The organism is Mesorhizobium sp. Arg314, from assembly GCF_053714275.1.
On the sequence record NZ_JBSKBP010000034.1, the window covers coordinates 15,731 to 42,255 of the forward strand.

The following is a 26,525-nucleotide window of genomic DNA, read 5'->3' on the forward strand; positions in this document are numbered from 1 at the left end:
TTTCTCCCGCGGCCGGCGTTCACGCAACAACTGACTCAGTTCTTGCTATTGCTTATCCAGACCGTAGACGGAATGCAAAGTGCGAACCGCCAGTTCGGTATAGGGACCGTCGATCAGTATCGAGATTTTGATCTCGGAGGTGGTGATGGCGCGGATGTTGATCGCCTTGTCGGCCAGCGCCTTGAATGCGGTGGCCGCGACGCCGGCATGGCTGCGCATGCCGATGCCGATGACCGAGACCTTCGACATGCCGGCTTCCGACTGCACGACATCGTAGCCGACATCGGGTTTCAGCCTCTCCAGCACGGCAAGCGCCTTGTCGACGTCGCCGGACGGCACGGTGAAGGTCATGTCGGTGAACTTGCCGTCCTCGGAGATGTTCTGGACGATCATGTCGACATTGATGTTGGCCTCGGCCAGCGGGCCGAAGATGCCGGCGGCAACGCCTGGACGGTCGCCGACGCGGCGCAGCGAAATCTGCGCTTCGTCCTTGGCGTAGGCAATTCCGGTGACGACCTGCTGTTCCACGATCTCTTCCTCGTCGCAAATGAGCGTTCCGGGCGGATTGAGCAAATCCCCCATTCCGGGCGCATCGGGATCGTCGAAGGACGACCGCACGAAGGTACGCACCCTGTGTACCATGGCAAGCTCGACCGAGCGCACCTGCAGCACCTTGGCGCCGAGCGAAGCCATTTCGAGCATTTCCTCGAAGGAAATCTTGGCCAGGCGGCGGGCTTTCGGCTCGATGCGAGGATCGGTCGTATAGACGCCGTCGACATCGGTGTAGATGTCGCAGCGGTCGGCCTTGACCGCCGCGGCGATCGCCACGGCGCTGGTGTCGGAGCCGCCGCGGCCGAGCGTCGCGATGCGGTTGTCGGGTCCGATGCCCTGGAAACCGGCAATGACGGCCACCTGGCCCTCGCCGAAGCGCTTGATCAGGAAGGCGCCGTCGATGTCGAGGATGCGCGCCGCGCCATGGGCATTGTCGGTCTTGATCGGAATCTGCCAGCCCTGCCAGGAGCGGGCATGGATGCCCATGTTCTGCAGCGTGATCGCCAAAAGGCCGGCGGTGATCTGCTCACCCGAAGCAACCACGGCGTCATATTCGCGCGCGTCGTGCATGGGCGATGCCTCGCGTGTCCAGGCGACCAGCTCGTTGGTCTTGCCGGCCATGGCCGAAACCACCACGGCAACGTCGTGGCCGGCATCGACCTCGCGTTTGACATGGCGCGCCACATTGCGGATGCGGGCGATGTCGGCGACCGAGGTTCCGCCGAATTTCATCACGATACGCGCCATGGAAGCGAAATGCCTTTGACTGAAGCCGGCTCAAGGCCGGAACGAGAGGAAACGCCAGGGTGACCGAGCGCGGAAACGCGCGGCCTCCTTAGCCAAAACAGCACGGCTTCGCAAGCGAGCGCGGCTATAGCCGGCCCGGCACCGCTTGTCCTGGCGGATTCCAGCCATGCCATTAGACAGGCAAAGCCATTTTTGGAGATTCTCATGACCGAGACCCTGGAAATCGTCACTTTCCGCCTCAAACCAGGCAGCGAAGCCGGCTTTGAGAACGAAGCCGACCGACGAGACCGTCAGGACAGTGTCGCCCATGTCAGCTTTTTCGTTCGCGTTAGCGATTTGTTTCGACCACGCGACAACCGAGCTGCCAGGTGCTGACAAAAAGGCGGGCCGCGGCCTGACGGCATCGCCGGCTTCGCCGGCGCGCCCTGGCAGCAGTCGAAAAAACTTGCCTTGACTTTCTACGCTCGGGACCCGACTTCCTAGCGTCCCCGACTTCTTGGCGTTCGAGGAGAGCCGCCTATGCCAGAGCCCCGCCGATCGACCATCGATGCCGGAGAAGTCGAGCGCTTCTCCGCCCTTGCCGCCGAATGGTGGAATCCGAACGGCAAGTTCCGTCCGCTGCACAAATTCAATCCGGTGCGGCTTGCCTATATCCGCGACCAGGTGGCGGCGCGCTTTGGCCGTGATCCGCGCGCGGCGCGGCCTTTCGAGGCCTTGCGCTTCCTCGATATCGGTTGCGGCGGCGGTTTGCTGTGCGAGCCGATGGCCCGGCTTGGCGCGGATGTCGTCGGCGCCGACGCTTCCGCCACCAACATCGAAGTCGCGAAGCTGCATGCGGCGGAAGCCGGCGTCAGCATCGACTATCGCGCCACCACGGCCGAGGCGCTGGCGGATGCCGGCGAAACCTTCGATGTCATCTTGAACATGGAAGTGGTCGAGCATGTCGCCGATGTCGACCTCTTCGTCGCCAAATGCGGCCAGATGGTCCGCCCCGGCGGCATCATGTTCGTCGCCACCATCAACCGCACGCTGAAAGCGCTCGGCCTGGCCATCATCGGCGCCGAATATGTTCTGCGCTGGCTGCCGCGCGGCACGCATCAGTTCGGCAAGCTGGTGCGACCGGAGGAGCTTGGAAAGGCGCTGGGTGCTGCCGGTCTCACGGTGATCGACCGCACCGGCGTCATCTATCATCCATTGGCCGACCGCTGGCAACGCTCGAAGGACATGGACGTCAACTACATGGTGCTGGCCGAGAAAGCGTCGGTCTGAGCGGCAACGGCCGGCCGCTCATCTCACGCATCGAGCGGCCTATAGCCACCCCGCCAGTAGATCAACGCCTGGCCGGCATCCTGGGTCCTGACCGCTTCGACCGAGCCGATGACGATCGAATGCGTGCCGCGGTCGATCATCTCGTCCAGGCTGCAGTCGAAAGCGGCGACCGCATCGGTGAGCAGCGATGCGCCCGTCTTCAGCGTCGTCCATTCGGCGCCGTCGTAGCGGTCCTTGCCCTTGATGCCGCCGAAGCCGGAAAAGCGCTCGGCGACCCGCTGATGCTGGGGCCCGAGCGAGTTGACGCCGAAATGCCGGTAGCGCTCGATGATCGGCCAGGTCGACGAGGAGCGGTTGACGCAGGCGATCACCTTCGGCGGCTCGGCCGAAAGCGACACCACGGAGATGACGACGAGGCCAGACCGGTCATCGCCGACGCCGGCGGTGATGACGCTGACATTGCCGACCATGAGCCGCATCGCGGCGCGGAAGTCTGCGACGCTGACTGTACCTTCTGGCGTGAACATGGCCGTCTCCTCCTTCGCCCAAGCATTTGCAGGAACACTGCGCAGCGGTTTTCCGTCCGCAATAGCGTCAAGACGAACTTAAGAGTGGGTCAGCAAAGCCGAGCCGCCTTAATGCATGTCGCTCAAAAGTGCGCAGCCGTTTGGGGGGGAACGACATACACTGGAACAAGGACTTGAAGCCACCCGAGCCGGAGCCCGCCGGCGGCCAGGACGATTAGCTCCGGGAGGGCGCTTGCTCGATCCGAACCATTGCCGGCGCGCCTGTCTGGCTTTGCGCTTTCGTCGTGATGAAAACGCCGGCGGTGATGATGGCGGCACCCAGCCAGGTCAGAAGCTGGTAATGCTCGCCGAGGAAGAGAGTGCCGGCGAACAGGCCAACGGCCGCCGCCACATAGCCGATCTGGCTGAGATAGACAGGGCCGCCGACGGCCTGCAGGCGAAAGAAGAAGGCGAACATCGCCGAGGCCGATGCAACCTGGCCGACCACCACCAGCGGCACGCCGCCGAGCGGGACGAAGGCATGCGTGCCCAGAAGGCTGAGGATGCCTATGAGAAGCAGTGTGGCGGAAGCCAGGTGGCTGCCGACGGCAAGCTCGATCGGGCCGGTGCCTTCCGGCCAGTCGACGGTGCGGTAGATGTTGCCGGCGGCAAGGCTGACCGGGATGAGCAGACCGATCGCCACCCAGAAATAATCAGCTGGCTGGCCGGCCTCGCCGCGCGTCAGCGCGACCATCACCGCACCGACGAAGCCGACGGCGATGCCGATGACGCCAAGCAGATTGGGGCGCCTGACACCGAGCAGGATCGAGAACACCAGCGTGATGACCGGCGACAGCGTGAACATGATGCCGGTGTAGCCGGCGCCGAGATGCGGAATGGCCGAAAACATCAAAAGATTGGGGATGGCGTAGGAAATCGCCGCGGTGATGAAGAAATAGCGCAGCTTGTGCGGCGTCAGCCGGATGCGCTCGCTGCGCAGCAGAAGCGCCAGAAACAGCACACCGCCGGCGCCCAGCGAAATGACGAATGCCCAGACCATGGCCGGCACGCCGGCGGCGGTGGCGAGCTTGCCGAACGGCAACGTCATGCCGAGCAGCCCGCCCGTCACCACCAGAAGGCCAATCGCCGAATCCCAGAGAAATCTCATCGGGCTGTCCTGCGTGACCGCTTGGCGGCCGGTTCTTCTTGCAGTAAGATAGCGTAAAGATTCTTTATATCAAGATACTTTATGGTGAATCATATGGATCGAGCCGGCAGGGCCATGGAACAGTGGCGACGCGAGCGGCCAGATCTCGACGTGTCGCCGATGGGCGTCATCGGGCGCCTGAACGAGGCTTCGGCGCTGATCGCGCGCGATCGGCTCGCGCCGGTCTTCGCCCGCTTCGGTGTGCAGTCCGGCGAATTCGATGTCCTGGCGACGCTGCGCCGCTCCGGCGCGCCCTACGCGCTGACGCCGACCGAGCTCTATGAGGCGACGATGGTGACGTCGGGCGCCATGACCGCCCGCCTCGACCGCCTGGAGAAGGCGGGGCTCACCCAGCGCGCGCCGCACCCCAGCGACAGGCGCGGCGTTGTCGTCGAGCTCACCGCGAAAGGCCGTGAACTCGTCGACGAGGCGCTCACCGCCCATGTCGCCAACGAGCACAAAATCCTCGCCGGCCTGACGCGCGAAGACCGGGAAATGCTGGCGAAGCTCCTCGAAAAACTGATCGGAACCTTAGGGTAGACCGTTGTGAGCTTGCGCCAAGATGTGTTGAGATTCAGGTCAGGCCGAGTCGAAAACGGTGGCTTCCGAGAACCGGAGCGGAGCGTGCTTGAAGCACGTGAGCACCGGAAGCGCAGTAAGCCACCGTTTGCAGGCCGGCATCACCTGAATATCAATACATCTCAGTTCCGGTCGTCCGGAAAGCTTGGGATCGGCATGAACTCGACGCCGTCCTCGGCGAGGCTCTGCGCCTCTTCCGGCGTCGCTTCGCCATAGATGCCGCGCGCATCGGTCTCGCCGAAATGGATCTTGCGCGCTTCCTCGGCGAACTTGTCGCCGACATAGTCGGCATTCTCGCGCACCTTCTCGGCCAGCGCCTTCAGTTGCGCCAGCGCCTGCTTCTGCGCCTCGCCCATGGCTAAAGCGACCTTCTCTCGGCTGCGGGACGTGGAGACGGCCGGCGCCATCAGCGCCTTCTCTATCTTGTGCGATCCGCAGCTCGGGCAATCGACGAAGCCGCGCTTCTTCTGGGCATCGAAGTCGTCATTGCTGCGGAACCACGCCTCGAATTCGTGCTCGTGCTCGCAGATCAGGGAAAAACGGATCAAGAGGCTGCACCCCTCAGGCGCGGCGCTTCGCCTGCGCCGGCATTGACGGTGAAATCCCGCGCGTTCTTCAGATTGGGGATCTTGCGGCGCGCGGTCAGCGACAGGGCCGGATCGATCTCGGCGACGATCACGCCTGGCTCGCTATGCGCGGCCTCGGCGATGATGCGCCCCCACGGGTCGACGATCAGCGAATGGCCGTAGGTCTCGCGCCCGTCCTCATGCAGGCCGCCCTGCGCGGCGGCGATCACATAGGCGCCGTTCTCGATGGCGCGGGCGCGCAGCAGCACATGCCAATGCGCCTCGCCGGTCTGGCGCGTGAAGGCGGCAGGCACCGTCAGCACCTCGGCCCCAGCCATCGCCTCGGTACGGAACAGCTGCGGGAAGCGCAGGTCGTAGCAGACGGCAAAGCCCAGCCTCGTCCCGTTGACATCGGTCACCACCGCTTCGGTTCCCGGCTCGTAGGCAGCGGATTCGCGCCAGCTCTCGCCATTGTCGAGATCGACATCGAACATATGGACCTTGTCATAGCCGGCGATCGCGGCGCCGTCGGGCGAAAACAGGAAGGCGCGGTTGGCCAGCTTGCCGTCGGCGCGACGAATCGCCGTCGAGCCTACATGCAGATAGATGCCGAGCTCCTTCGCCAAGCTGCGCGCCGTGGCGACGACAATGTCCTTGTCCTCAGTGGTAAAAGCGGCCGCACCCGCTTCCTTGTCCCGCACCAGCGCACCGGTCATTTCCGGTGTCTGGACGTAGGTCGCGCCCTGGCCGGCGGCCTGGCGGACCAAAACCTCCATGTCGGCGGCGTTGCGCTCGGGGCTCGTGCCCGAACGCATCTGCACGGCGGCGGCCTTGAAAGTACCCATGATCATCTCCCGTTGACGAGCATCGCATCCAGTCGGCCCTGCGACTCCAGCTCGTGGAGGTCGTCGCAGCCGCCGACATGCGTGTCGCCGATGAAAATCTGCGGAAAGGTCGCTCGCCCATGCGCCTTGGAAATCATTTCCTGGCGCAGTTCCGGCGAGAACGAGGCATCATGCTCGGTATAGGCTACGCCCTTGCGGTCGAGCAGCCGCTTGGCGGCGCTGCAGTAGCCGCACATCATGCGGGTATAGATCGTCACATCAGCCATTGGCCGGCAATCCTCGCGCATGCCGTCCAATGAGGATACGAAAACGACATACGGCAAAACAACAACTCGAACCTATATAGTCGCGGACTCATCGGGCCGAAAGTCCCCAGGCAGGACGCGGGCGAAAGTGAGAATGTCGACCGCTCCGGCGCCGCCTCTCTTCAGCGCCTTGGCGACCGCCCTCACCGTGGCACCGGTGGTGTAGACATCGTCGACGACAAGCACCCGGCGGCCGGAGATTTCGATTTCAGCGTCGGGCGGAACGCGGAAAGCGGCGCGCACATTCTCCTCGCGCTCATGCCGTTCGAGCCCGACCTGCTGGCGCGTCAGCTTCACGCGCCTGACCGCGGATGACGAGAAGGGCAGCCCGCTGAGCTTTGACACGGCTCGTCCGAGTTCCGCCGACTGGTTGAACTGCCGGCGGAAGAAGCGCCGCCAGTGCAACGGCACCGGCACGACCAGATCGGCCTCGGCAATCAGTTCCGCACCGGCCCGCATCATCCAGTTCGCCATCCACGGCGCGAGGTCGGTGCGATCCTGATATTTCAGCCCCTGCACCATCTGCCGCGCGACACCCGAATAGACGACGGCGGCCCGTGCCCGCTCGAAGGGCGGCGGATCGGCGATCGCCTCCGCGGAAAGAAACCCGTCGCCCATGTCATGGGCGAAGGGGGTGCCCATCACCGGGCACCAGGGCTTCTCCAATAGCCTCAGCTTCGGCCAGCAGCCACCGCACAAAACGCCAGGCTGCGACACATGGCGACGGCAGCCGGCGCAAACCGGCGGAAACAACAGGCGCGCCGGCCAGGCCAGTGCCTGCCGCGCCATATCCTGGACCGCGCTGGTCTTGATCTTGTGCACCGGATCGGCCACGTGATTGGAACCCCCGCGCCACCTTAACACCACTTGAGTATGCGCGGACAACAGGAAGCTTGTCATTGCAGCCCTTGATCGACACTGAGCTCTGGCTCGCGCGCAAGCGCCGGGCTCTCGCCCGCCCCGTCGAAGGCGCCGATTTCCTGATGCGGCGGGCGGCGGAGGATCTTGCCGACCGGCTGGATGCGGTCGAGCGCCGCTTCAGCAAGGCGGCCGCGCTGTTCTGTCAGACTTCAGCGGCGGCGGACGTGCTCGCCGGCAGCGGCAAGGTCGGCGAAATCGTGCGCGTCGAGATGGAAGAAGCGCTTCTGGCCGGCAGCCCCGGCCTGGTAGTGCCGCCGGAGACCGTGCCGTTCGAGGAGGGCAGCCTCGATCTCGTCGTCTGCCTGCTCTCGCTGCACGCGATGAACGACGTTCCCGGCGTGCTGGCGCAAATCCGCCGGACGCTGAAGCCGGACGGGCTGTTCCTCGGCGCCCTCGCCGGCGCGGGCACCCTCGCGGAATTGCGCGAGAGCATGCTTGCGGCCGAGACGGAGCTCTACGGCGGCGCGAGCCCGCGTGTCCTTCCGTTTACCGACGTGCGCGACGCGGGTGCGCTGCTGCAGCGCGCAGGCCTGGCATTGCCCGTCGCCGATGTCGAAACGGTCACGGTGCGCTACGATACGCTGTTCGATCTTGCCGCCGATCTGCGCGCCATGGGCGAAAGCAGTGCGCTCATCGATCGCAGCCGGCGGCCAGGAAGCAGACGCTTGTTTGCCCGCGCCGCCGAAATCTACGCCGAACGGTTCTCGGACCCGGACGGCCGTATCCGTGCAAGCTTTCCGATTGTCTGGATGTCCGGCTGGGCGCCCGACGCCTCGCAGCAAAGGCCCCTCGAGCCCGGATCGGCCAAGGTCTCGCTGAAAACTGTCCTGGAGGACCCGCGGAGGCGTTGACTGCTGCGTCTCTGATTGCCTGATCGGCTTTGTCAGGGGGAGAAGGCCTGGACCAGCCTGCTGTTATTGTCGCTGAACAGCCACTGGAGCGCATCCATGACCCTGCCGACGCCGCCGACGATTGCAAGCGACAGCACGGCAACGATCAGGCCATATTCGATGGCTGTGGCGCCCGTTTCATCTTCAATGAATTGCTGCAGCAGGTTTTTCATGGTCATCCATCCCTTATGCAGAAATTCTAATGTCCTACCTGTTAAGAAAGGTTAACGGTAAAAGCTTAACAGCGAGTGAAACGCCCCTGCCCGTCAAAATCATTAACCACGTCAGCACTCGCCACTGCGGCTGCCGTCGTTGCGGATGACGCAGATTGAACTGGGCAATGGCTGCAGGACGCTGCGCCGCACCGTATATATATTGGTGCGATGGCCGATCGATCCGGTCGCGGCCATGTCGAGCCCGGCGAAGCCGTCGCGGGCGCTTTGCGGCCGGGTCTGGTTATCCAGGAAAGGCGTCGCGATCAGCGCCAGCGCCACCGCGGCCGAGCCGAAGAGAAGCGTGATCCGCAGGATGCCCATGCCGGCGTCCACCGCGCGGAAGCCTCGGTCGGGCCGGATCGAGTCCCACTCTCTTTCAAGGCTCATGCCGCGTTTCCCCGTCATCGACGATATCGCCGCGCGAATCGGCTTCGCGCAATTTTTCACGTCGAGATAAATCTTCCATTAACGCTGGCTAAAGCAGCTCCAGGAAAAGTGTGAAACGTCACCGTTCCGGGAAACGGTGAACTGCCACGAAGGGCACGCCGCGACCTTACAAAAGGTCGATGAGGAACTGGATCAGCGGCGCGTCGGCCGGCGGCATCGGATAGTCACGCATCTGCCGCGGCCTGACCCACTTGAGCCCCTGCCCCTCCCTCGCCTGCGCGATACCGCGAAAGCGGCGGCAGACATAAAGCGGCATCAAGAGATGGAAATCCTCATAGGAGTGGCTGGCGAAGGTGAGCGGCGCCAGGCACGGAATCTCGGTCTCGATGCCGAGTTCCTCTTGCAGCTCGCGGACCAGGCATTCCTCCGGCGTCTCGCCGGGCTCGACCTTGCCGCCCGGAAACTCCCACAGGCCGGCAAGCTGCTTGCCCTGCGGGCGCTGTGCCAGAAGCACGCGCCGGTCGGTGTCGACCAGCGCGCAGGCAGCGACCAGCAGCAGGCGCTTTCCGCTTGGCTTGCTCTCGCTCATGCGCCCGGCGGCCTTCGATAGTGGTAGCGATAGACTTCCTCGAAGCCGAGCGACCGGTAGAGTGCCAGGGCCGGCGCATTGCCGGCCTCGACCTGCAACCAGGCCTCGCGCGCGCCGCGCAACCGGGCCCATTTCAGCGCCGACAGGATGAGATCGCGGCCATGGCCCTTGTTGCGCGAAGACTTTTCGGTGGCGACCTCGAACAGTCCGGCAAGATCGCCGTCATGAACGCAGATCAGCGTCGCCAGCGGCTCATTGCCGTCCTCCAGCGCGAACAGCCCCGCTTCCGGCTGGATGGCGCCGATGACCTCGGACAGGCCGGGCCGCAGCGAGGCGTCCGAGCCGCTGGTCCTGAGCGACGCGCCGATGAAGCGGCTGATGTCCTTGAGCGGAATCTGGTCCATGGCCGCGCCGAGCTCGACCTCTTTCAGCGGCAGCCGCATGACCAGCGATTCGTCGAACCTGTTCCAGCCGGTCTTGTCGAGATGCGTGGACAGCACCTGCCCCGACAGCGGTGACATGCGAAAGGTCAGCGGCCGGCCATAGGCATCGAAGCGTCGTGCAGCGCGCCCAATCCGCTCTTCAATGGCGTGCGTATCGCCGGGATCGAGCGGATTGACCGAGTTCAGGCGCTTGGCAGGGTGCCCGGCCGTGAGCCGCACGACCCAGGTCCCGTCATAGTGGACCGCCGCCGCCGGCCAGGCGCGAAAGCCCGCCGCCTCGTAGCGGCGCACGACCGCCAGCACGCTTGCCGGATGCCTGGACACCGGCGCCATCAGCTCCGGTAATCGCCATTGATGGCGACATATTCCTTGGTGAGGTCGCAGGTCCACACCGTTGCCTTGCCGCGGCCGATGCCGAGATCGGCCCGGATGCGGATATCGTCGCGCTTCATATAGGCCGAGGTCGCTTCCTCCGAATATCCAGGATCGCGCTCGCCCTCATGTGCCAGACGATTGTCGCCGAACCAGATCGACAGCCGGTCGCGGTCGGCCGGCTCGCCGGCCTTGCCGACGGCCATGACGACGCGGCCCCAATTGGCGTCCTCGCCGGCGACCGCCGTCTTGACCAGCGGCGAGTTGGCGATCGAGAGCGCGATGCGCTTGGCCGAACGCGCCGACTTGGCGCCGGTCACCGTGACCTCGACCTGCTTGCGCGCGCCCTCGCCGTCGCGCACCACCTGCAGCGCCAGCGACTTCAGCACCTTGCCGAGCGCCCGGCGGAACGCGCCGAGCCGCGCATCCCTGGGATCGCTGATCGCCGGCGCGCCGCGCGCGGCGGCCTTGCCGGTGGCAAACAAAAGCAGCGTGTCGCTGGTCGAGGTGTCGCTGTCGACGGTCACCGCATTGAAGGTCTTGGCCGTACCGCGCGACAACAGGTCCTGCAGCACGGGTGCGGCGATCGGCGCGTCGGTGGCGATGAAGGAGAGCATCGTTGCCATGTCGGGGGCGATCATGCCGGCGCCCTTGGCGATGCCGTTGATGGTGACGTCGGCGTCGCCGAGCATGACCGTCGCCGTCGCCACCTTCGGATAGGTGTCGGTGGTCATGATGGCCTTGGCCGCGTCGGTCCAAAGATCGGGCTTTCCGTCCTTGACCAGGCCGGCGAGCAGATGGCTGAACTTGGTGGTGTCGAGCGGTTCGCCGATAACGCCGGTCGAGGCCAGGAACACTTCGCTCTCTAGGCAACCGGCGGCCTTGGCCGCCGCCTCGCCGGTCAGCGCGGTCGAAGCCTTGCCCTTCTTGCCGGTGAAGGCGTTGGCATTGCCGGAATTGACCACCAGCACGCGCGCCTTGCCGGCGGGCAGGTTCTGGCGGCAAAAGTCGACCGGAGCCGAGGGGCATTTCGACCTGGTGAACACACCGGCGACGGCCGTGCCCGGATCGAAGACCATGGCGAGCAGGTCTGTACGGTTCCTGTATTTGATGCCGGCTTCGGCGGTAGCGATGCGGACGCCTTCGATGACCGGCATCTTCGGATATTTCTTCGGTGCGAGCGGCGAAATCGTAGCGGACATCATGACCCCGGAGCGGCAAGAACGCGAAAGGAAGGCCGGTTTGCCCGATAGCGCGCCCCGGCGCAAGGGGCGTTCTGGCCGCGCCCCGTCGACCGGACCAGCCGTTTCGCAACCTAAAACGGATCGTTTCGTTTCACCCGCGAAGCCAATATGATTGGCGACAGATTCACCGGCTAAGGAAGACCTAAATGGGCGAGGCCGCCGCCCGCGGGCGCAAGTCGATCGGCGCAAAACGCAATCCTGAGAGCGCCGACGCCATTATCGAGGCGGCCGAAGCGGTGCTGCGCGAGGCAGGCTATGCCGGCTTTTCGATCGAGGCCGTCGCCCGGCGGGCGCGGGCGGGAAAGCCGACCATCTATCGCTGGTGGCCGAGCAAGGCGGCACTGCTGATCGAGGTCTACCGGCGGCAGAAGCGCGTCGAGACGCCCGACACCGGAAACATCGAGGATGATTTGGCCGGCTTCCTCAAGAATCTGTTCGCGCATTGGCGCGAAAGCCCGTCAGGCAACATCTTCCGCTCGCTGATCGCCGAGGCGCAGTCGGACGAGACAGCCGCGGCCGCGCTTGCCGAATATTCAAAGGGGCGCAGCGCCCATACCGGCCGGATGATCGAGCGCGCCAAGGCGCGTGGCGAGGTGGCGGCCGATGTCGATGCCGAGATCGTCGCCGACCTGATCGCTTCCTTCGCCTGGCGTCATCTGCTGACCAAACGGCTCGACGAGGACGAAGCGGCGATCCGCGCCGCCGTGCGCTACATCACGCGGGGAATAATGACCGCCTGACCGCGAAAAGCGAAAGGGCGCCCGGAGGCGCCCCTTGCAGGATATCCAGCTGGTGACGGATTACTTGCTGCCTTCCAGCGCGTCGATGGCCTTCTTGAGCTTCTCGTCCGGGATCTCGACCTTGGCAGCGGCGCGCAGGTCCTTGACCATGGCGAAATACTTGTCGCGGATCACCGCCTGCTTGGCCTGGTCCTTGACGTCGTCAAATGCCGGCGGCTGCTTGGCGCGCTTGTCCTCGACCTTGATGACGTGCCAGCCGAACTGCGACTGCACCGGCTCCTTCGAATATTTGCCGACTTCGAGCGCAAGGGCCGCCTTGTCGAATTCCGGCACCATCTGCCCCGGGCCGAACCAGCCGAGATCGCCGCCATTGGTCTTGCCGCTCGGATCGCTGGTGTGCTCGTTGGCGAGCTTCTGGAAGTCGGCGCCGCCATCGAGCTGCTTGATGATCGCCTCGGCCTCTTCCTTCGTCTTCACGAGGATGTGACGAGCGTGGATCTCATTGACCGGCGGCGTGTTGGCGATTTCCTGGTCGTAGCGGGCGCGCACTTCGGCGTCCGTCACCTTGTCGACCACTTCCTTCTCGACGACCTCGCCATGCAGGGCGCGCGCCTGCAGGAAAGCCATGCGGCGCTGGAAGTCGGCATCCTTGTCGAGACCGCTGTCGACCGCCTTCTTGGCCATGACGCGGATTTCGATCGCCGCCGAAAGGGCCGCGGCACGACGCTGTTCCGGCGGCAGTTGCGCGAACTGCTGCGAAAGTTCGCCTTCGGCGAGCTGAAGATCGGCCTCGGTCAGCTTCTCGCCATTGACGGTGGCAATCACGGCATTGGGATCGACCGGCGCCGCGGGAGCAGCGGCAGGCGCGGCGGCGTCCGGCTGGGCGGGCGCGGTCTCCTGCGCCATCAGCGGCGACAGGCAAAGAGCCGAGAGCCCGAAGGCCAGACCGAGACTGGCGAGCGAGGCGCGGCGGAACGACAGGGGCATCAAGATAAACTCCAATGGGGATTGCCAATGAGGATCGCGTGAGCGAAAGGGTTCCAGATCAGTCGGATTGTGGCGGAATTTGGCGCTGCCCATAGGGCTAACGCGGCGTTGACATCGATTGAGCCCCCTCTTATCTGTCCAACGACTTGGCGTCCAGAACCGTTTTCCGGGCGCTTTTTGCGTTTGTCCGCATTCACGCGGATTTGATGGGCCCGCCAGGTGTCTGTCGCAAACGACCAAAAATGCTATCGAAAGGACCTTGGATGGTCAGTCTCGGCGGTCTCGCCCGTAAGGTTTTCGGTTCCTCCAACGACCGCCGCGTCAAGTCGACCCGGCCCAGGGTCGAAGCCATCAACGCCATGGAAAACGAGATGCGGGCGCTTTCCGATGCCGAGCTTGCCGGCCGCACGGAAAAGTTCCGCCAGGATCTCGCCAACGGCGCTTCGCTCGACGATCTGCTGATCCCTGCCTTCGCCACGGTGCGCGAAGCTGCCCGCCGCGTGCTGGGCATGCGGCCTTTTGACGTCCAGTTGATCGGCGGCATGGTGCTGCACAATGGCGGCATCGCCGAGATGCGCACCGGCGAGGGCAAGACGCTGGTCGCCACCCTGCCGGTCTATCTCAACGCGCTCGCCAGCAAGGGCGTGCATGTCGTCACCGTCAACGACTACCTCGCCAAGCGCGACGCCGAATGGATGGGCCGCGTCTACAAGTTCCTCGGCCTGACCGTTGGCATCATCGTCCACGGCCTTTCCGATGACGAGCGCCGCGAGGCCTACGCCTGCGACGTCACCTACGCCACCAACAACGAGCTCGGCTTCGACTATCTGCGCGACAACATGAAGTATGAGCGCGCGCAGATGGTGCAGCGTGGACATTCCTACGCGATCGTCGATGAGGTCGATTCCATTCTGGTCGATGAGGCGCGCACGCCGCTGATCATCTCCGGTCCGCTCGAGGACCGTTCGGAAATGTACAACACCATCGACGCCTTCATGCTGAAGCTCGGCCCGACCGACTACGAGGTCGACGAGAAGCAGAAGACGACGATCTTCACCGAGGAAGGCACCGAGCGGCTCGAAAACATGCTGCGCGACGCCGGCCTGTTGAAGGGCGAGTCGCTCTACGACGTCGAGAACGTCGCCATCGTCCACCACGTCAACAATGCGCTGAAGGCGCATCTGTTGTTCCAGAAGGACAGGGATTACATCGTGCGCAACGGCGAGATCGTCATCATCGACGAGTTCACCGGCCGCATGATGCCTGGACGCCGCTATTCGGAAGGCCTGCACCAGGCCCTTGAAGCCAAGGAGCATGTGCAGATCCAGCCGGAGAACCAGACGCTGGCCTCCGTCACATTCCAGAATTATTTCCGCCTCTACAAGAAGCTCTCCGGCATGACCGGCACGGCGCTGACGGAGGCCGAGGAATTCGGCAACATCTACGGCCTCGAGGTCACCGAAATCCCGACCAACCTGCCGGTCATCCGCAAGGACGAGGACGACGAGGTCTACCGGACCGTCGAGGAGAAGTACAAGGCCATCGTCAAGGAGATCCGCGAAGCCAGCGCCAAGGGCCAGCCGACGCTGGTCGGCACCACCTCGATCGAGAAGTCCGAGCAGCTGGCCGAGCGCCTGCGCAAGGACGGCTTCAAGGACTTCGAGGTGCTGAACGCCCGCCATCATGAGCGCGAGGCGTCCATCGTCGCCCAGGCCGGCAAGCCCGGCGCCATCACCATCGCCACCAACATGGCCGGCCGCGGTACCGACATCAAGCTTGGCGGCAACGCCGAGATGCGCATCGCCGAGGAACTCGGCGACATGCCCGAGGGCCCCGAGCGCGAGGCCCGGGAAAAGGAAATCAATGCCGATGTCGAGCGCCTGAAGGAAAAGGCGCTGGCCGCCGGCGGCCTCTACGTTTTGGCCACCGAACGCCACGAATCGCGCCGCATCGACAATCAGCTTAGAGGTCGTTCAGGAAGACAAGGCGACCCCGGCCGCTCGAAGTTCTTCCTGTCGCTGCAGGACGATCTGATGCGCATCTTCGGCTCCGAGCGCATGGACGGCATGCTGCAGAAGCTCGGCCTCAAGGAAGACGAGGCGATCATCCATCCCTGGATCAACAAGGCGCTGGAGAAGGCGCAGAAGAAGGTCGAGGCGCGCAACTTCGACATCCGCAAGAACCTGTTGAAATATGACGATGTCGCCAACGACCAGCGCAAGGTGGTGTTCGAGCAGCGCATCGAACTCATGGACGGCGAAGGCCTGTCGGAGACGATCGCCGAGATGCGCGAAGGCGTCGTCGAGGAGATCGTCGCCAAGAACATCCCCGAAAACGCCTATGCCGAGCAGTGGAACGTCGCCGGCCTCAAGGAGGAAATGGCGCAGTACCTGAACCTCGACCTGCCGATCGAGGAATGGGTCAAGGAAGAGGGCATTGCCGAGGACGACATCCGCGAGCGCATCACGACTGCCGCCGACGCCGCCGCCAAGGAGCGCGCCGATCGCTTCGGCCCCGACGTGATGAACTATGTCGAACGTTCGGTGGTGCTGCAGACGCTCGACCATCTGTGGCGCGAGCACATCGTCAATCTCGACCACCTGCGTTCGGTCGTCGGCTTCCGCGGCTATGCCCAACGCGACCCGCTGCAGGAATACAAGGGCGAAGCCTTCGAGCTGTTCCAGGGCATGCTCGGCAATCTGCGCCAGGCCGTCACCGCGCAGTTGATGCGCGTCGAGCTGGTGCGCGAGGCAGCGGACGCCCCGCCGCCCGAAACCCCCGAGATGTTCGGCAGCCATATCGACGGATCCACCGGCGAAGACGATTTCCAGGGCGGCGAGACCGCGCTTCTGATGCGTCAGGACACCAACGCCGTCGTCACGCCGGAGAACCGCGACCCGAAAAATCCCTCGACATGGGGCAAGGTCGGCCGCAACGAGCTCTGCCCCTGCGGCTCCGGCAAGAAGTACAAGCACTGCCACGGCACCTTCGCCTGACCCTTCTTTCCTTCTCCCCGCTTGCGGGGAGAAGGTGCCCGAAGGGCGGATGAGGGGCAGCGCCGGCGTTCCGCGAACCAGCAGAAACGCCCGACTTATCCAGGTTTCCTATCGACTGACGGTCACACCAGCCCCGACGCACGCGCCGCGGCCGCCGCTTCGCCGCGCGAGACGGCCTCCAGCTTCTCCAGCACTGCCGAGACGTGGTGATCGACCGTCTTCGGCGAGATGGTCAGATGCGCGGCGATCTTCTTGTTGGAGAAGCCTCGTTCGATAAGCTGCAGGACTTCCATCTGGCGCTGCGTCAGCCCCGCCTGGTTGGCGCGCGTCGCCTGCCTCGGCCCCCTTGCAATGTGGCTTACACCGCTCTGCCGCATGAGGCCGCGCACATGCTGCGCCACCGGCCTTGCGCCGAGCGCCTCGAAAATATCGAGCGCCTCGCGCTGCGCCGTCTCGTCGCCCTGCAGCAAGGAGAGCGCCCGCTCGAAGGGGGCGTCCATTTTCGCCCAGAGCGCGGCGGCGGCGCGCCAGTCGCCAGTCAATTGCAGGCGATGCGGCTCAGCCATGCCGTCGGTCTCGCCGGGATCGCTTTCAGGCAACAGCAACTGCCGCCACGTCGCCAGTTCGCCAAACACCGCCCGCGTCGGCGAAAGGCTTTCGGCAAGGGCGATCAAGCGCAGCGCTTCACCCCTGTCGCCTTCACCCAGCCAGGCCAGTTCGGCCATCACCTCGGCAAAGGGCACAAGCCGTTGCAACTCCATGCCCTTGTCCAGGAACAACTTCATCTCGTCCAGAACCGGCTCGGCCGATGGATCTCCCCGGCGGATGCGCAATCGTGCCAGCGCGACGAGCGACGGATAGCGTACCAATGGCGTCGTTGCCTCATCGTCGACAACCTCATGCGCCATTGCCGCGGCGTCATCCCAAAGGCCGAGCCGGAGCAGCAGTTGCGCCTGCACGCCGCGCATGTAATCGCGCCAGGTAGCGAGATCGTTCTCGACACAATAGCCTATGCCGCGATTCAGGAATGACGCCGCCTCGTTGAGGTTGAACCTGTTCATCTCGACACAGGCGCGGTTCGTGAAAGCGCGCGCCGCATGCTCCTGAAAGTTGCCCGTAAGGGCAATTCCAAGGCTGCGGGCGAGATCGCGCCGCCCCTTGGCGAAGTCCAGCCATTGCCCGGCCGCCCCGACATTGTTGAGGGCGTGACAAAGGATGTCGGGCCGATTGAGCCGCTCCGCCAGCTCGACGGCCTTCCCGCCGAACACGAGCGTGTCCTCGAGCCGCTCGGCCAGCATTGCGAGCTGCGACAGGTTGGAATAGGCCATCGCGAGTTCGGGGCAGTCGGGGGCCGTTTCCAGAAGCTCCACGGCCTGTCCTGCAAACCGGTCCGCGGCCTCGCGGTCGCCGAGCAGGTAGGCAAAGCGCGAGAGGCATCTGAGACCATCACCCTCCTTGACCCGGTCGCCCAGCGTCTGGCGCAACTGGCGCGCCTTTCCCTGCGCCTCCATGGCCGCGTCGATGCGGCCAATCAGGTGGCACTCGAACGCATGCCCTTCATAAAGTTCCGCCCGCTCCGCGATTGGGAGGGCATCTCCATATCGCAAGGCGACTTCGTAGTGCCCGGCCGCGTCTCGATGCGCGCCGATGCGGGAGGCCTCGCGCGCCGCGAGCGGCGCCAACTCGCGCACCGCCGCGAGATTCTGCGCCTCGACGGCGTGGTGCACCAGTCTCGCGGTGGCGACCTGCGGATTTTCCTGCAGCGCTGTAAGTGCGCGCTGGTTGTATTCAAGCCGGCGGCTCGGTGTCAGCGCCATCTCGATGGCGCTGCGCGCGATCTCGTGCCGGAAGGCGTAGCCGTCGCCGAAATCCTCGAGCAGGCCGTTGGAGACGCACTCGGCGAGTTGGCCGGCGGCGGCAGTTCCGCAAAGCCCGCTGAGCGCCCACGCATCGGCGCGGCGCGGAAACACCGAGACCGCGTCGAGCATCGAGCGGGCGCCCGGCGACAATTTTTCGGCGCGCGCCAGCGCGGCGTCGCGCACGCTCGCCGGCAGCGCGCCATTTCCTTCGGCGGCAAGCAGCTCGGTGACGAAGAAAGCGTTGCCGGCGGTCGCCCGGTAGATTGCGTCGCCGTCGCGCTCGGCGGCCGCGGCAAGCGAGAGCACGGCGCTTTCGCTGAGCAGCGGCACTTCGATGCGCTGGACATTGCCGGCAGGGATCTCGCCGAGCGCCCGGCGCACCCGCATCTGCCCGTCGCTGCGGTCGGTCCGCGCCGTGATCAGAAGCAGGATGTGGGTGTTTGCAATACGCCGGCCGAGGAAGCGCACGAAATCGAGCGTCGCGTCATCGGCCCAGTGCAGGTCTTCGATGACGAGCAGGCTCGAGCCTTTCGCCTCGAAGACGTCGAGCGCCTCGCAAAACAGCGGCAGCCGCTGCACCTGGCGGTCGTCGATCGCCCGTGGCAGCTCCCATTGCGCTTCGCGGGCCAGATCGTAAAGCGGCCCCAGCGGATCCGGAATGGACAGATCCTCGCAGGCGCTGCGAAGTACGGCCGAACCCTCGTCTAGCCGGCTCGCGAACGCCTCGACCAGCGCCGTCTTGCCGGCGCCAGCCTCTCCCGACAGCACCACAACGCGGCCGCGCCCCCTTGTTGCATCCGCCAACAAAACGTCCATTTGCCGCAGCTGCGTCTGCCGTTCCAGAAGCATCGTCACTCTCTCGCGAAATCGGAATTTCCATCGTGGCGGATCGCCGCCGCGATAGCCTGGGAAACGGCCCGACAATGTGACCCTCCACACATTGAAGTGCCATCTTCCACATAAAACGTCTCAAGCATGGGGAATCGTCCCGGCCAAAATGGGGAATCGCTCCGATGCGCGGCGTTTCCGGACATGGTGGGATCCGCCCCGCTCGAAACGAGCGCAATCCGATCACGAAAGGAAAGACAATCGTGCCACGTTATCTCGTTGAACGTACCTTCCCGGAAGGCCTGAACGTACCGATGAACGATGCCGGCGCAACCGCGATGGGCGGCGTCATCGCCCGCAATGCGGAGAAGGGCGTCACCTGGGTGCAATCCTTCGTCTCGCCCGACAAGAGCAAGAGCTTCTGTATCTATGATGCGCCCTCCCCGGAGGCGATCCGCGGCACCGCGCAGAAGAACGCGCTTCCCGTCGACAAGATCACGGAGGTACGGGTCCTCGACCCCTACTTTTATCGCTGACCGGGCGGATCGTGTCGGGCAGATCATACCCGTCGCCGGCGGACCTGATGCCGTGCAAGGCGGCGAAAGTTCATCCGCCGCGGCGGATAACGTCCCGACACGGCGCGGCTACATGCAACGGGTCGTGTCGGCGCTGCTGTCACCCTGGCGAAACCGGCGCCGCCTTCTGCCGCCGCGGGACGATTACCTGAGACGCGATATCGGCCTGCATGAGCGGGAGAACCCGCGCGAATATTGGGAATATTGGTGGCATCAACGCTGATCCCGCCTGGTCGGGATCAGCGACCATCCCTTCTTACCGACAGGCACCGCCGGTGTGCGGAGTTGGCCTTGACCGGCCGACTGCCGCCGCTTGCGCGCCGCAACTGAATTGGAGAGACAAATGGGCATTCATACTTCTACCAGATGCTTCATCGGCGCTTCCGCCTCGATCATCATGCTGATGGCGGGCGCAGCCACGGCCGAAACCGTCAATCCGCTCGCCGAAAAGGTGCGGGCGCTCGACAGCCGCTTCGAGGACGTCGCGCTTGCCAAGGCCGAGGGCTATGCGCCGATCCCCTGCGCCAGCGGCCTCACCGGCGGCGCCATGGGCATCCACTACGTCAACGCAGCCTATCTGAAGGACGACGCCGTCGACGTCGCCAAGCCGGAAGCGGTGATGTACGAGCCGATGGCCGACGGCACGCTGAAGCTGATCGCCGTCGAATACATCACCGCGAACGGCCCGGCCTCGCTCGAAGGCCATCTGTTCAACTTCAACACCGCGCCCAACCGCTACGGTCTCGGCCCGTTCTACGAGCTGCATGTCTGGGCCTGGAAGCAGAACCCGACCGGCGCCTTCGCCGACATGAACCCCAACGTGTCGTGCGACGCGATGCAGGGGATGTGAGGGGCGCCTCTTCCTTCTCCCCGTCACTATACAGGGAGAAGGTGGCCCGAAGGGCCGGACGAGGGGCGGCGCCTACGTTTGCGATTGGCCCCGCTCGCACCTGACAGGAGATGGCTCCTGTTGAGGAAACCCTTCCGCAAAGAACGCCTCGGCGCAAATTTTCGAAAGTCCGCGCCGCCCCTCATCCGCCTGCCGGCACCTTCTCCCCGTATAGTGACGTGGAGAAGGAAGCACCCCCCGCCCACCCTTTCTTAAGGTGTTTCGGATAGACCGAAACCTTGGAAAAAGGCGGAAGACGGAGAGTATTCGGGGTGCGCTTTTCCGCGGCAACGACTGCCGGGCGGTTCCTGCCGCAGCGCTGGGCGCTGCGCGTGCGGCCGCTGCTTGGCCGCATCGATGCCGTCCTCTCCACCGCCGACGAGCGCGGCGAAGCCGGGCGCATGTCGCTGATCGCCTTCTCCATCCGCATCGTCAGCGCCTTCATCGCCTTTGTCAGCCAGGTGCTGATGGCGCGCTGGATGGGCTCGTTCGAATACGGCATCTCGGTGCTGGTCTGGGTGACGATGGTCATCGTCGGCAACCTTGCCTGCCTCGGCTTCCACACCTCGGTCATCCGTTTCATTCCCGAATATCGCGAGCGCGGCATGCTGGCCGAGTTGCGCGGCATCGTGCTCGCCAGCCGCCTGTTCGTGCTCGTCGCCTCGACGCTGATCGCGGGCCTCGGCGCGCTTGGCGTCTGGCTGGCCTCGGACTGGATCGAGAACTACTACGTCATCCCCTTCATCCTCGGCGTCATCTGCCTGCCGATGATCGCGCTCGGCGATCTCCTGCAAGGACTGGCGCGCGCCAATTCCTGGGCGCTGCTGGCGCTGTCGCCAACCTATCTGGTGCGGCCGGTGCTGATCCTGGCGTTCATGGCTCTGATGCTGGCCATGCACTACGTGCCCGACGCGAAAACCGCGATCTTCGCCTCGATCGCCGCAACCTATGTCACCACGCTCGGCCAGTTGATGGCCGTCACCTCGCGCATGGAGAAGAAGATCCCGGCCGGGCCGATGGCGGTACATTTCGGCCCATGGATCCTCGTCTCGCTGCCGATCTTCCTGGTCGAGAGCTTCTTCTTCCTGCTCACCAATGCCGATGTGCTGATGGTCGGCGCCTATCTGGAGCCCAATGACGTCGCCGTCTATTTCGCGACGGTGAAGACCCTGGCGCTGGTGCATTTCGTCTATTTCGCGGTCAAGGCCGGCGTTGCCCAGCGCTACGCGAAGTTCACCCATGGCGAGCCGCATAAGCTTGCCGCCTTCGCCCGCGAGACCGTCTCCTGGACCTTCTGGCCCTCCTTGCTGATGGCGCTGCTGGTGCTGGCGCTGGGCGAGCCGATGCTGGTGCTGTTCGGTCCCGAATTCACCGCCGGCTACCCGCTGCTCTTCCTGCTGGTGCTGGGCGTCGTGGCGCGCGCCGCCGTCGGCCCCTGCGAAAGCCTGCTCACCATGAGCGGCAACCAGAACATCTGCGCCGCCGTCTATGCCATGACGCTCGCCTTGAATGTCGGCCTCAACGTGCTGTTGATCCCGCATTTCGGCCTGTGGGGCGCGGCAATCGCCACCAGCCTCGCCATGGTGTTCGAGGCCAGCGCGCTCTCCTTCACCGTCTGGCGCAAGCTCGGCATCGTGATGGCGATCTTCGTGCCCGCAAAGAAGGAAATCGCCTGATGGCCGCCGTCCCGTTGCTCGAGGAGACCAGCGGCGGCCCTGCCGGCGCCATGGTCTCGAACCTTGCCGGCCTGGCTCGTGAGGTCGACCCTGCCCATATCGAGCTGTTCGCCAGCAACCGGCCGGAACGCAAGCTCGCCATCTACCCGGCCTCGGCCGGCTTCGACCTTGTCGAGGAACTCGACTATCTCAGCGCCCGCACGATCGAGCCCAATGTCTTCTTCAACCCGCGCTTCCTGGCGCCGGCAATGCCGCGGCTGGAAGACCGCGAGGTGCGGCTTGCCGTGATCCGCGACGGCGACGAGTACCGCAACCGGCTGCGGCTTCTGGTGCCGTTCTCGGTCGAGCGGCCGGCGATCCCGCTCGGCGTTGCCGTGATGCGCACATGGTCGAGCCCGTTCGGCCCGCTCGGCACGCCGCTGGTCGACCGCGACGATCCGATCGGCGTCATCGAGGATTTCTTCTCGATGCTGTCGCGGCCGCATCTCAAGCTGCCCAGGGTCTTCGTGCTGCCCGACATCAAGCTCGACGGTCCGGTGGCGAGCCTGCTGACCTCCTTTGCCGACAGCCGTGGCTTGACCATGGTGACCACCGGCAAGGCCGAGCGTCCGGTGCTTGAAAGCGATGCCGACGGCGAGGACTACCTCAAGGCCTCGCTGCGCGCGCATCACTATCGCGAATTCCGCCGGCTCAAGCGGCGCCTCGCCGACCTCGGCAAGATCGAGCACGTCGTGGCGCGCGGGCCCGACGAGATCCGCCACGCCATCGAAAGCTTCCTGACGCTGGAAGCAGCCGGCTGGAAAGGCCGCGAACGCACCGCGATGGCGATCGACCGCTACCGCGCCGCCTTCGCTCGCGAGGCCGTGCACAGGCTGGCCGAGCAGGACATGTGCCGCATCCATTTGCTGACGCTCGACGGCCGCACCGTCGCCTGCCTGGTCGTCTTCGTCGAGGCCGGCGTCGCCTACACCTGGAAGACGGCCTATGACGAGGCACTGGCCGCCTATTCGCCGGGCACGCTCCTGATGATCGAGGTGACCAGGCAGCATCTCGACGATCCGAACATCGTGATGACCGATTCCTGCGCGGTTCCGGACCATCCGGTGATGAGCCGCCTGTGGAGCGAGCGCAAGCCGATGGGCACGCTGGTGGTCGGGCTGACGCCGGATGCCGACCGGCTGGCCCGCCAGACAGCCTCGCAATTGCACCTCTACCGCGAGACCCGCAACATGGCGCGCATCCTGCGCAACCGCATGCGCAGCCTGCTGAAGCGTCGCTAGAGCAATTCCAGGAAAACCAGGGCATGCTTGTCGAGATCGGAAGGCGCGCGCTGCGGCACATCTTGGCTGGCGCCGCGTTGCTGCTGTTTTTGCCGGCAGCGAATCCGGCAAACGCTTCGGTCTTCCTGGAAGACCAGACCTGGACCGAGTTGCGCGACCTCGTCGCGGCAGGGACGACCACAATCATCATTCCGATCGGCGGCACCGAGCAGAGCGGCCCCGCAATGGCGCTGGGCAAGCACAATGTGCGGGTGAAGTTCCTCGCGGCAACGATTGCCGCGAAACTCGGCAATGCGCTGGTCGCGCCGGTCATCGCCTACGTGCCGGAAGGCGCTATCGATCCGCCTACGTCCCACATGCGTTTTCCGGGGACCATCACCATCAGCGACAAGACTTTCGAGCAATTGCTGGAGTCCGCGGCGCGCAGCTTCAGGCATGCCGGCTTCAGGACCATCGTCCTGATCGGCGACCACGGCGGCTATCAGGCCGACGAGCGCCACGTGGCCGACCGGCTCAATGCCGAATGGAAACAGACGCCGGCGCGGGTCTTTGCCGCTGTCGATTACTATCGGTTCGCGCAAGAGCCCTACACCGACAAGCTGCTGGCCGCCGGAGCCACCCGCGCCGAAATCGGGACCCATGCCGGCTTGGCCGACACCTCGCTGATGCTCGCCATCGATCCTTCCCTGGTGCGCAAGGATCGTCTTGCCGGCCCGCCGAAGCTCGGCGCCGGGGATGGCGTTTACGGCGGCGATCCGGCAAGGTCTTCCGCGGAATTCGGGCAGCTCGGCGTGGATCTCATCGTCAACGGGACGACGGATGCGATCCGCGCCTTCATCGCAAGTCAGCCAAAATGATCGGGACTTTTCTGCGCTTCATCCGTCTTTGCGTACCGCTTGCGCTGCTTGTCTCGCTGCAGCCCGGCACGTCGCACGCGGGCTCCTGCCCGGAGGATTGCAGCGATCCGGCGCCTCCCCCGGTCGACATCTATGGCCAGACCAAGGCCGGCCATCTGAGCCCTGCCACGACCGGCGCGCTGCCCCGCGTGTACGTACCGAACCGCTCCTCCAACAGTGTCTCGGTGATCGACACCGTCACCCTGAAGGAGGTCGACCGCTTCCCGGTCGGCAGCAAGCCGCAACACGTCGTGCCGTCCTGGGATCTGAAGACGCTGTGGGTAGCCAACAACGGCACCGGCAAGAACGGCAGCCTGACACCGATCGACCCGATGACGGCCAAGCCCGGCCCGCAGGTCCCGGTCGACGACCCCTACAATCTGTATTTCATGCCGGACGGCAGCGCCGCCATTGTTGTCGACGAGGCGATGAAGCGGCTCGATTTCCGCGACCCGCACACCATGGCATTGAAATCGAGCCTGCCGACGCCGACCTGCCCCGGTATCAACCATGCCGATTTCTCAGGCGACGGCTCCTATGCGGTCTTCACCTGCGAATACGGCGAGGGCGGCCTGGCCAAGATCGATCTGAAGAACCAGAAGGTCCTCGGCCACCTCGACCTCTCCAAGATGGGCATGCCGCAGGACATCCGCCTGTCGCCCGACGGCAAGGTCTTCTACGTGGCCGACATGGTGAATGACGGCGTGTTCCTGGTCGACGGCGACAGTTTCAGGGAAATCGGCTTCATCGCGACCGGCATCGGCACGCATGGTTTCGTCGTCAGCCGCGACAGCAAGCGGCTCTACGTCTCGAACCGCGGCTCGCACAAGATGGAAGAGGGCAAGGCCAAGGGTCCGGGCAGCGTGACGGTGATCGACTTCGCCACCCGCGCCGTGGTCGCGCAATGGCCCATCCCCGGCGGCGGCAGCCCCGACATGGGCAACGTCAGCGCCGACGGCAAGCAGCTCTGGCTCTCCGGCCGCTTCGACAGCGAGGTCTACATGATCGACACCACAAGCGGCGCCGTGACCAGGATCCGCGTCGGCGTCGAGCCGCATGGCCTGACGGTGTGGCCGCAGCCGGGGCGGTATTCGCAGGGCCATACGGGGAATATGCGGTAGCGTGCTTTGGATGGCCTGCCATCCGAAGCTCGTAGGGCGCCTTGGTGGCCTGCCGTCCGAAGCTCGTAGGGCGCTTGGATGGCCTGCCATCCGAAGCTCGTAGGGCGCTTGGATGGCCTGCCATCCGAAGCTCGAAGAGCGAAGGATGGTGCCCCTAGCCGGGCTTGATCGACCAAATCGAACCGGGCATTTCAGCGCGGTATTCAGTCGGAAATTCAACAACTTAAGGAAAGTCACCCCCTGAGGGTCTTAAGCTGCGTCGTACCTCAATGGGTAGTGTTCGTCGTACCTCAGGTCAAGCCCTTACGGTATAACAACACCCGGCGTATTGGAAAGGCCCATCCCCGACACACCTCTTGGGGCGGTGCATCGGCGGCGGGAGAGGTAGTCAGTAGAGGTCGGCCACCACAGTCCCTGAGGTGTAGGCTGTGACGCCCACACGCCAGAACCAAGCCGAGCCTGCCTGACCCGTCTTCTCAACCGGTGCGACGGTGCTCTCGACGTCCTTCCAAGCGGTGGAGCCATCCTTGGACCGCTGGACGGTGACGGTCGCGACAAAGGTACCACGAATGGAGATGTCGAAGGGCTTCCCGCGTTGGATCAGGACGGGGTCAGTGAAGGTGTTGGGTGTGCTGATGTTCATGTCATTCGTCTCCTTGGGGATTGAGTGCCGCCCGAATGCGGCTTGCGTGTTCTGCGATGGTCTTCCAGTCACCCTTGACCACAAGCAAGCGGATTGCCGGAAGGTCGGCCTCGTCACAGCAGTCGAGGTAGTCGCTGAGGGTGAGCCCAACAGGTGCCAAGCATTCGCCCGTCATGCGGTTCTCAAATGCCTTCACGGTCGCGTGGAGGGTCTGCTGATCGACCCCGATCACGTTGGCGTCGAGGGTGCCGTCGAAGGTGAACTTGGCCACGATCACTTCCGCCGTGTCACGGTCTACGGTCTCGTTGAACTGGGTGATTGCCTTATCAGCGATGGCCTCAATCTCGGCGGGTTCCATAGCGCCTAGGTCGAGTGTGTCGGCCTTGTCGGTCTGTTCT

29 protein-coding genes are annotated in these 26,525 nt (G+C 64.7%); 13 read left to right on the forward strand and 16 right to left on the reverse strand.

The window, feature by feature from the left end; genetic code table 11:
* Positions 1-45: 45 nt before the first annotated feature.
* On the reverse strand, positions 46-1,299 hold the full coding sequence (locus ACWGS9_RS26540; protein ID WP_320214116.1) for an aspartate kinase: 1,254 nt from the start codon (positions 1,297-1,299) through the stop codon (positions 46-48).
* Between the two features lie 204 nt (positions 1,300-1,503).
* Between ACWGS9_RS26540 and ACWGS9_RS26545 the strand changes: the two genes are divergently transcribed.
* Together ACWGS9_RS26545 and ubiG are read left to right on the forward strand one after the other, a co-directional pair.
* Positions 1,504-1,674 (forward strand): hypothetical protein, encoded by a 171-nt coding sequence (locus ACWGS9_RS26545; protein WP_454508025.1) that lies wholly within the window; start codon positions 1,504-1,506, stop codon positions 1,672-1,674.
* 144 nt (positions 1,675-1,818) lie between these two features.
* Positions 1,819-2,568, forward strand: coding sequence for a bifunctional 2-polyprenyl-6-hydroxyphenol methylase/3-demethylubiquinol 3-O-methyltransferase UbiG (gene ubiG, locus ACWGS9_RS26550; protein WP_454508026.1), 750 nt, complete (start codon positions 1,819-1,821; stop codon positions 2,566-2,568).
* 23 nt (positions 2,569-2,591) lie between these two features.
* On the opposite strand, the gene ACWGS9_RS26555 is transcribed toward ubiG, so the two are convergent.
* Positions 2,592-3,095 (reverse strand): flavin reductase family protein, encoded by a 504-nt coding sequence (locus ACWGS9_RS26555; RefSeq protein WP_454508027.1) that lies wholly within the window; start codon positions 3,093-3,095, stop codon positions 2,592-2,594.
* A 214-nt stretch (positions 3,096-3,309) separates the two neighbouring features.
* Complete coding sequence (locus ACWGS9_RS26560) at positions 3,310-4,242, reverse strand: DMT family transporter (RefSeq protein ID WP_454508028.1); 933 nt, start codon at positions 4,240-4,242, stop codon at positions 3,310-3,312.
* Between the two features lie 93 nt (positions 4,243-4,335).
* On the opposite strand from ACWGS9_RS26560, the gene ACWGS9_RS26565 reads away from it, so the two are divergent.
* Positions 4,336-4,821 carry a MarR family winged helix-turn-helix transcriptional regulator gene (locus tag ACWGS9_RS26565; protein ID WP_454508029.1) on the forward strand — a complete coding sequence of 162 codons (486 nt, stop codon included), beginning with the start codon at positions 4,336-4,338 and terminating at the stop codon, positions 4,819-4,821.
* A gap of 161 nt (positions 4,822-4,982) precedes the next feature.
* Here ACWGS9_RS26565 and ACWGS9_RS26570 read toward each other — a convergent pair whose 3' ends face one another.
* The 4 genes from ACWGS9_RS26570 to ACWGS9_RS26585 all read right to left on the reverse strand — a co-directional run bounded on the left by ACWGS9_RS26570 (position 4,983) and on the right by ACWGS9_RS26585 (position 7,410).
* The gene (locus tag ACWGS9_RS26570) at positions 4,983-5,408 is read right to left on the reverse strand and encodes a DUF1178 family protein (protein WP_454508030.1); all 426 of its coding nucleotides are present in this window, start codon (positions 5,406-5,408) and stop codon (positions 4,983-4,985) included.
* On the reverse strand, positions 5,405-6,271 hold the full coding sequence (locus ACWGS9_RS26575; protein ID WP_454508031.1) for a carbon-nitrogen hydrolase family protein: 867 nt from the start codon (positions 6,269-6,271) through the stop codon (positions 5,405-5,407). Before ACWGS9_RS26575 ends, ACWGS9_RS26570 begins: the two co-directional genes overlap by 4 nt.
* 2 nt (positions 6,272-6,273) lie before the next feature.
* Positions 6,274-6,537 (reverse strand): glutaredoxin 3, encoded by a 264-nt coding sequence (grxC, locus tag ACWGS9_RS26580; protein WP_320214125.1) that lies wholly within the window; start codon positions 6,535-6,537, stop codon positions 6,274-6,276.
* A gap of 72 nt (positions 6,538-6,609) precedes the next feature.
* Positions 6,610-7,410 (reverse strand): ComF family protein, encoded by an 801-nt coding sequence (locus ACWGS9_RS26585; protein ID WP_454508032.1) that lies wholly within the window; start codon positions 7,408-7,410, stop codon positions 6,610-6,612.
* 65 nt (positions 7,411-7,475) lie between these two features.
* Here ACWGS9_RS26585 and ACWGS9_RS26590 point away from each other — a divergent pair, with 65 nt between their 5' ends.
* Positions 7,476-8,348 carry a methyltransferase domain-containing protein gene (locus ACWGS9_RS26590; RefSeq protein ID WP_454508033.1) on the forward strand — a complete coding sequence of 291 codons (873 nt, stop codon included), beginning with the start codon at positions 7,476-7,478 and terminating at the stop codon, positions 8,346-8,348.
* 32 nt (positions 8,349-8,380) lie between these two features.
* Here ACWGS9_RS26590 and ACWGS9_RS26595 read toward each other — a convergent pair whose 3' ends face one another.
* The 5 genes from ACWGS9_RS26595 to argJ form a co-directional block, all read right to left on the reverse strand.
* Positions 8,381-8,560 (reverse strand): Flp family type IVb pilin, encoded by a 180-nt coding sequence (locus ACWGS9_RS26595; RefSeq protein ID WP_454508034.1) that lies wholly within the window; start codon positions 8,558-8,560, stop codon positions 8,381-8,383.
* A gap of 111 nt (positions 8,561-8,671) precedes the next feature.
* Positions 8,672-8,989, reverse strand: coding sequence for a hypothetical protein (locus ACWGS9_RS26600; RefSeq protein ID WP_454508035.1), 318 nt, complete (start codon positions 8,987-8,989; stop codon positions 8,672-8,674).
* A gap of 166 nt (positions 8,990-9,155) precedes the next feature.
* Complete coding sequence (mutT, locus tag ACWGS9_RS26605) at positions 9,156-9,578, reverse strand: 8-oxo-dGTP diphosphatase MutT (protein ID WP_454508036.1); 423 nt, start codon at positions 9,576-9,578, stop codon at positions 9,156-9,158.
* Entirely contained in the window at positions 9,575-10,354 is a 780-nt protein-coding gene (locus tag ACWGS9_RS26610; protein ID WP_454508037.1) for a GNAT family N-acetyltransferase, read from the reverse strand. Before ACWGS9_RS26610 ends, mutT begins: the two co-directional genes overlap by 4 nt.
* Complete coding sequence (gene argJ, locus ACWGS9_RS26615; protein ID WP_454508038.1) at positions 10,354-11,595, reverse strand: bifunctional glutamate N-acetyltransferase/amino-acid acetyltransferase ArgJ; 1,242 nt, start codon at positions 11,593-11,595, stop codon at positions 10,354-10,356. The genes ACWGS9_RS26610 and argJ overlap by 1 nt, the downstream gene beginning before the upstream one ends.
* A gap of 188 nt (positions 11,596-11,783) precedes the next feature.
* On the opposite strand from argJ, the gene ACWGS9_RS26620 reads away from it, so the two are divergent.
* Positions 11,784-12,377: a TetR/AcrR family transcriptional regulator gene (locus ACWGS9_RS26620; protein ID WP_454508039.1), complete on the forward strand. Its 594-nt coding sequence runs from the start codon at positions 11,784-11,786 to the stop codon at positions 12,375-12,377.
* Between the two features lie 60 nt (positions 12,378-12,437).
* Here the strand turns inward: ACWGS9_RS26620 and ACWGS9_RS26625 are convergent, their stop codons facing one another.
* Positions 12,438-13,364, reverse strand: a complete 927-nt coding sequence (locus ACWGS9_RS26625; RefSeq protein ID WP_454508068.1) for a peptidylprolyl isomerase — start codon at positions 13,362-13,364, stop codon at positions 12,438-12,440.
* Between the two features lie 263 nt (positions 13,365-13,627).
* Here ACWGS9_RS26625 and secA point away from each other — a divergent pair, with 263 nt between their 5' ends.
* Positions 13,628-16,360, forward strand: coding sequence for a preprotein translocase subunit SecA (secA, locus tag ACWGS9_RS26630; protein WP_454508040.1), 2,733 nt, complete (start codon positions 13,628-13,630; stop codon positions 16,358-16,360).
* 122 nt (positions 16,361-16,482) lie between these two features.
* Here the strand turns inward: secA and ACWGS9_RS26635 are convergent, their stop codons facing one another.
* The gene (locus ACWGS9_RS26635) at positions 16,483-19,068 is read right to left on the reverse strand and encodes a helix-turn-helix transcriptional regulator (RefSeq protein ID WP_454508041.1); all 2,586 of its coding nucleotides are present in this window, start codon (positions 19,066-19,068) and stop codon (positions 16,483-16,485) included.
* A gap of 242 nt (positions 19,069-19,310) precedes the next feature.
* Here ACWGS9_RS26635 and ACWGS9_RS26640 point away from each other — a divergent pair, with 242 nt between their 5' ends.
* The 7 genes from ACWGS9_RS26640 (at position 19,311) to ACWGS9_RS26670 (ending at position 25,484) form a co-directional block, all read left to right on the forward strand.
* Entirely contained in the window at positions 19,311-19,583 is a 273-nt protein-coding gene (locus tag ACWGS9_RS26640) for a DUF4242 domain-containing protein (protein WP_454508042.1), read from the forward strand.
* Between the two features lie 52 nt (positions 19,584-19,635).
* On the forward strand, positions 19,636-19,845 hold the full coding sequence (locus tag ACWGS9_RS26645; RefSeq protein WP_454508043.1) for a hypothetical protein: 210 nt from the start codon (positions 19,636-19,638) through the stop codon (positions 19,843-19,845).
* 174 nt (positions 19,846-20,019) lie between these two features.
* Positions 20,020-20,472, forward strand: coding sequence for a hypothetical protein (locus ACWGS9_RS26650; RefSeq protein ID WP_454508069.1), 453 nt, complete (start codon positions 20,020-20,022; stop codon positions 20,470-20,472).
* A 311-nt stretch (positions 20,473-20,783) separates the two neighbouring features.
* Entirely contained in the window at positions 20,784-22,187 is a 1,404-nt protein-coding gene (locus ACWGS9_RS26655) for a lipopolysaccharide biosynthesis protein (protein WP_454508044.1), read from the forward strand.
* On the forward strand, positions 22,187-23,467 hold the full coding sequence (locus ACWGS9_RS26660) for a GNAT family N-acetyltransferase (RefSeq protein ID WP_454508045.1): 1,281 nt from the start codon (positions 22,187-22,189) through the stop codon (positions 23,465-23,467). Before ACWGS9_RS26655 ends, ACWGS9_RS26660 begins: the two co-directional genes overlap by 1 nt.
* A gap of 23 nt (positions 23,468-23,490) precedes the next feature.
* Positions 23,491-24,324 carry a creatininase family protein gene (locus tag ACWGS9_RS26665; RefSeq protein WP_454508046.1) on the forward strand — a complete coding sequence of 278 codons (834 nt, stop codon included), beginning with the start codon at positions 23,491-23,493 and terminating at the stop codon, positions 24,322-24,324.
* On the forward strand, positions 24,321-25,484 hold the full coding sequence (locus ACWGS9_RS26670; protein ID WP_454508047.1) for a YVTN family beta-propeller repeat protein: 1,164 nt from the start codon (positions 24,321-24,323) through the stop codon (positions 25,482-25,484). Before ACWGS9_RS26665 ends, ACWGS9_RS26670 begins: the two co-directional genes overlap by 4 nt.
* 388 nt (positions 25,485-25,872) lie before the next feature.
* Here ACWGS9_RS26670 and ACWGS9_RS26675 read toward each other — a convergent pair whose 3' ends face one another.
* Positions 25,873-26,127 (reverse strand): hypothetical protein, encoded by a 255-nt coding sequence (locus ACWGS9_RS26675; RefSeq protein ID WP_454508048.1) that lies wholly within the window; start codon positions 26,125-26,127, stop codon positions 25,873-25,875.
* 1 nt (position 26,128) lies between these two features.
* Positions 26,129-26,485, reverse strand: coding sequence for a hypothetical protein (locus tag ACWGS9_RS26680; RefSeq protein WP_454508049.1), 357 nt, complete (start codon positions 26,483-26,485; stop codon positions 26,129-26,131).
* Between the last annotated feature and the right edge of the window lie 40 nt (positions 26,486-26,525).

Bases quoted from the DNA above. Each gene is read 5' to 3' on its own strand.
- ACWGS9_RS26540 (WP_320214116.1), bottom strand. From the start codon at position 1,299: ATGGCGCGTATCGTGATGAAATTCGGCGGAACCTCGGTCGCCGACATC.
- ACWGS9_RS26545 (WP_454508025.1), top strand. From the start codon at position 1,504: ATGACCGAGACCCTGGAAATCGTCACTTTCCGCCTCAAACCAGGCAGC.
- ubiG (WP_454508026.1), top strand. From the start codon at position 1,819: ATGCCAGAGCCCCGCCGATCGACCATCGATGCCGGAGAAGTCGAGCGC.
- ACWGS9_RS26555 (WP_454508027.1), bottom strand. From the start codon at position 3,095: ATGTTCACGCCAGAAGGTACAGTCAGCGTCGCAGACTTCCGCGCCGCG.
- ACWGS9_RS26560 (WP_454508028.1), bottom strand. From the start codon at position 4,242: ATGAGATTTCTCTGGGATTCGGCGATTGGCCTTCTGGTGGTGACGGGC.
- ACWGS9_RS26565 (WP_454508029.1), top strand. From the start codon at position 4,336: ATGGATCGAGCCGGCAGGGCCATGGAACAGTGGCGACGCGAGCGGCCA.
- ACWGS9_RS26575 (WP_454508031.1), bottom strand. From the start codon at position 6,271: ATGGGTACTTTCAAGGCCGCCGCCGTGCAGATGCGTTCGGGCACGAGC.
- grxC (WP_320214125.1), bottom strand. From the start codon at position 6,537: ATGGCTGATGTGACGATCTATACCCGCATGATGTGCGGCTACTGCAGC.
- ACWGS9_RS26595 (WP_454508034.1), bottom strand. From the start codon at position 8,560: ATGAAAAACCTGCTGCAGCAATTCATTGAAGATGAAACGGGCGCCACA.
- ACWGS9_RS26600 (WP_454508035.1), bottom strand. From the start codon at position 8,989: ATGAGCCTTGAAAGAGAGTGGGACTCGATCCGGCCCGACCGAGGCTTC.
- mutT (WP_454508036.1), bottom strand. From the start codon at position 9,578: ATGAGCGAGAGCAAGCCAAGCGGAAAGCGCCTGCTGCTGGTCGCTGCC.
- ACWGS9_RS26610 (WP_454508037.1), bottom strand. From the start codon at position 10,354: ATGGCGCCGGTGTCCAGGCATCCGGCAAGCGTGCTGGCGGTCGTGCGC.
- argJ (WP_454508038.1), bottom strand. From the start codon at position 11,595: ATGTCCGCTACGATTTCGCCGCTCGCACCGAAGAAATATCCGAAGATG.
- ACWGS9_RS26620 (WP_454508039.1), top strand. From the start codon at position 11,784: ATGGGCGAGGCCGCCGCCCGCGGGCGCAAGTCGATCGGCGCAAAACGC.
- ACWGS9_RS26625 (WP_454508068.1), bottom strand. From the start codon at position 13,364: ATGCCCCTGTCGTTCCGCCGCGCCTCGCTCGCCAGTCTCGGTCTGGCC.
- secA (WP_454508040.1), top strand. From the start codon at position 13,628: ATGGTCAGTCTCGGCGGTCTCGCCCGTAAGGTTTTCGGTTCCTCCAAC.
- ACWGS9_RS26635 (WP_454508041.1), bottom strand. From the start codon at position 19,068: ATGCTTCTGGAACGGCAGACGCAGCTGCGGCAAATGGACGTTTTGTTG.
- ACWGS9_RS26650 (WP_454508069.1), top strand. From the start codon at position 20,020: ATGCTGATGGCGGGCGCAGCCACGGCCGAAACCGTCAATCCGCTCGCC.
- ACWGS9_RS26660 (WP_454508045.1), top strand. From the start codon at position 22,187: ATGGCCGCCGTCCCGTTGCTCGAGGAGACCAGCGGCGGCCCTGCCGGC.
- ACWGS9_RS26665 (WP_454508046.1), top strand. From the start codon at position 23,491: ATGCTTGTCGAGATCGGAAGGCGCGCGCTGCGGCACATCTTGGCTGGC.
- ACWGS9_RS26670 (WP_454508047.1), top strand. From the start codon at position 24,321: ATGATCGGGACTTTTCTGCGCTTCATCCGTCTTTGCGTACCGCTTGCG.
- ACWGS9_RS26675 (WP_454508048.1), bottom strand. From the start codon at position 26,127: ATGAACATCAGCACACCCAACACCTTCACTGACCCCGTCCTGATCCAA.
- ACWGS9_RS26680 (WP_454508049.1), bottom strand. From the start codon at position 26,485: ATGGAACCCGCCGAGATTGAGGCCATCGCTGATAAGGCAATCACCCAG.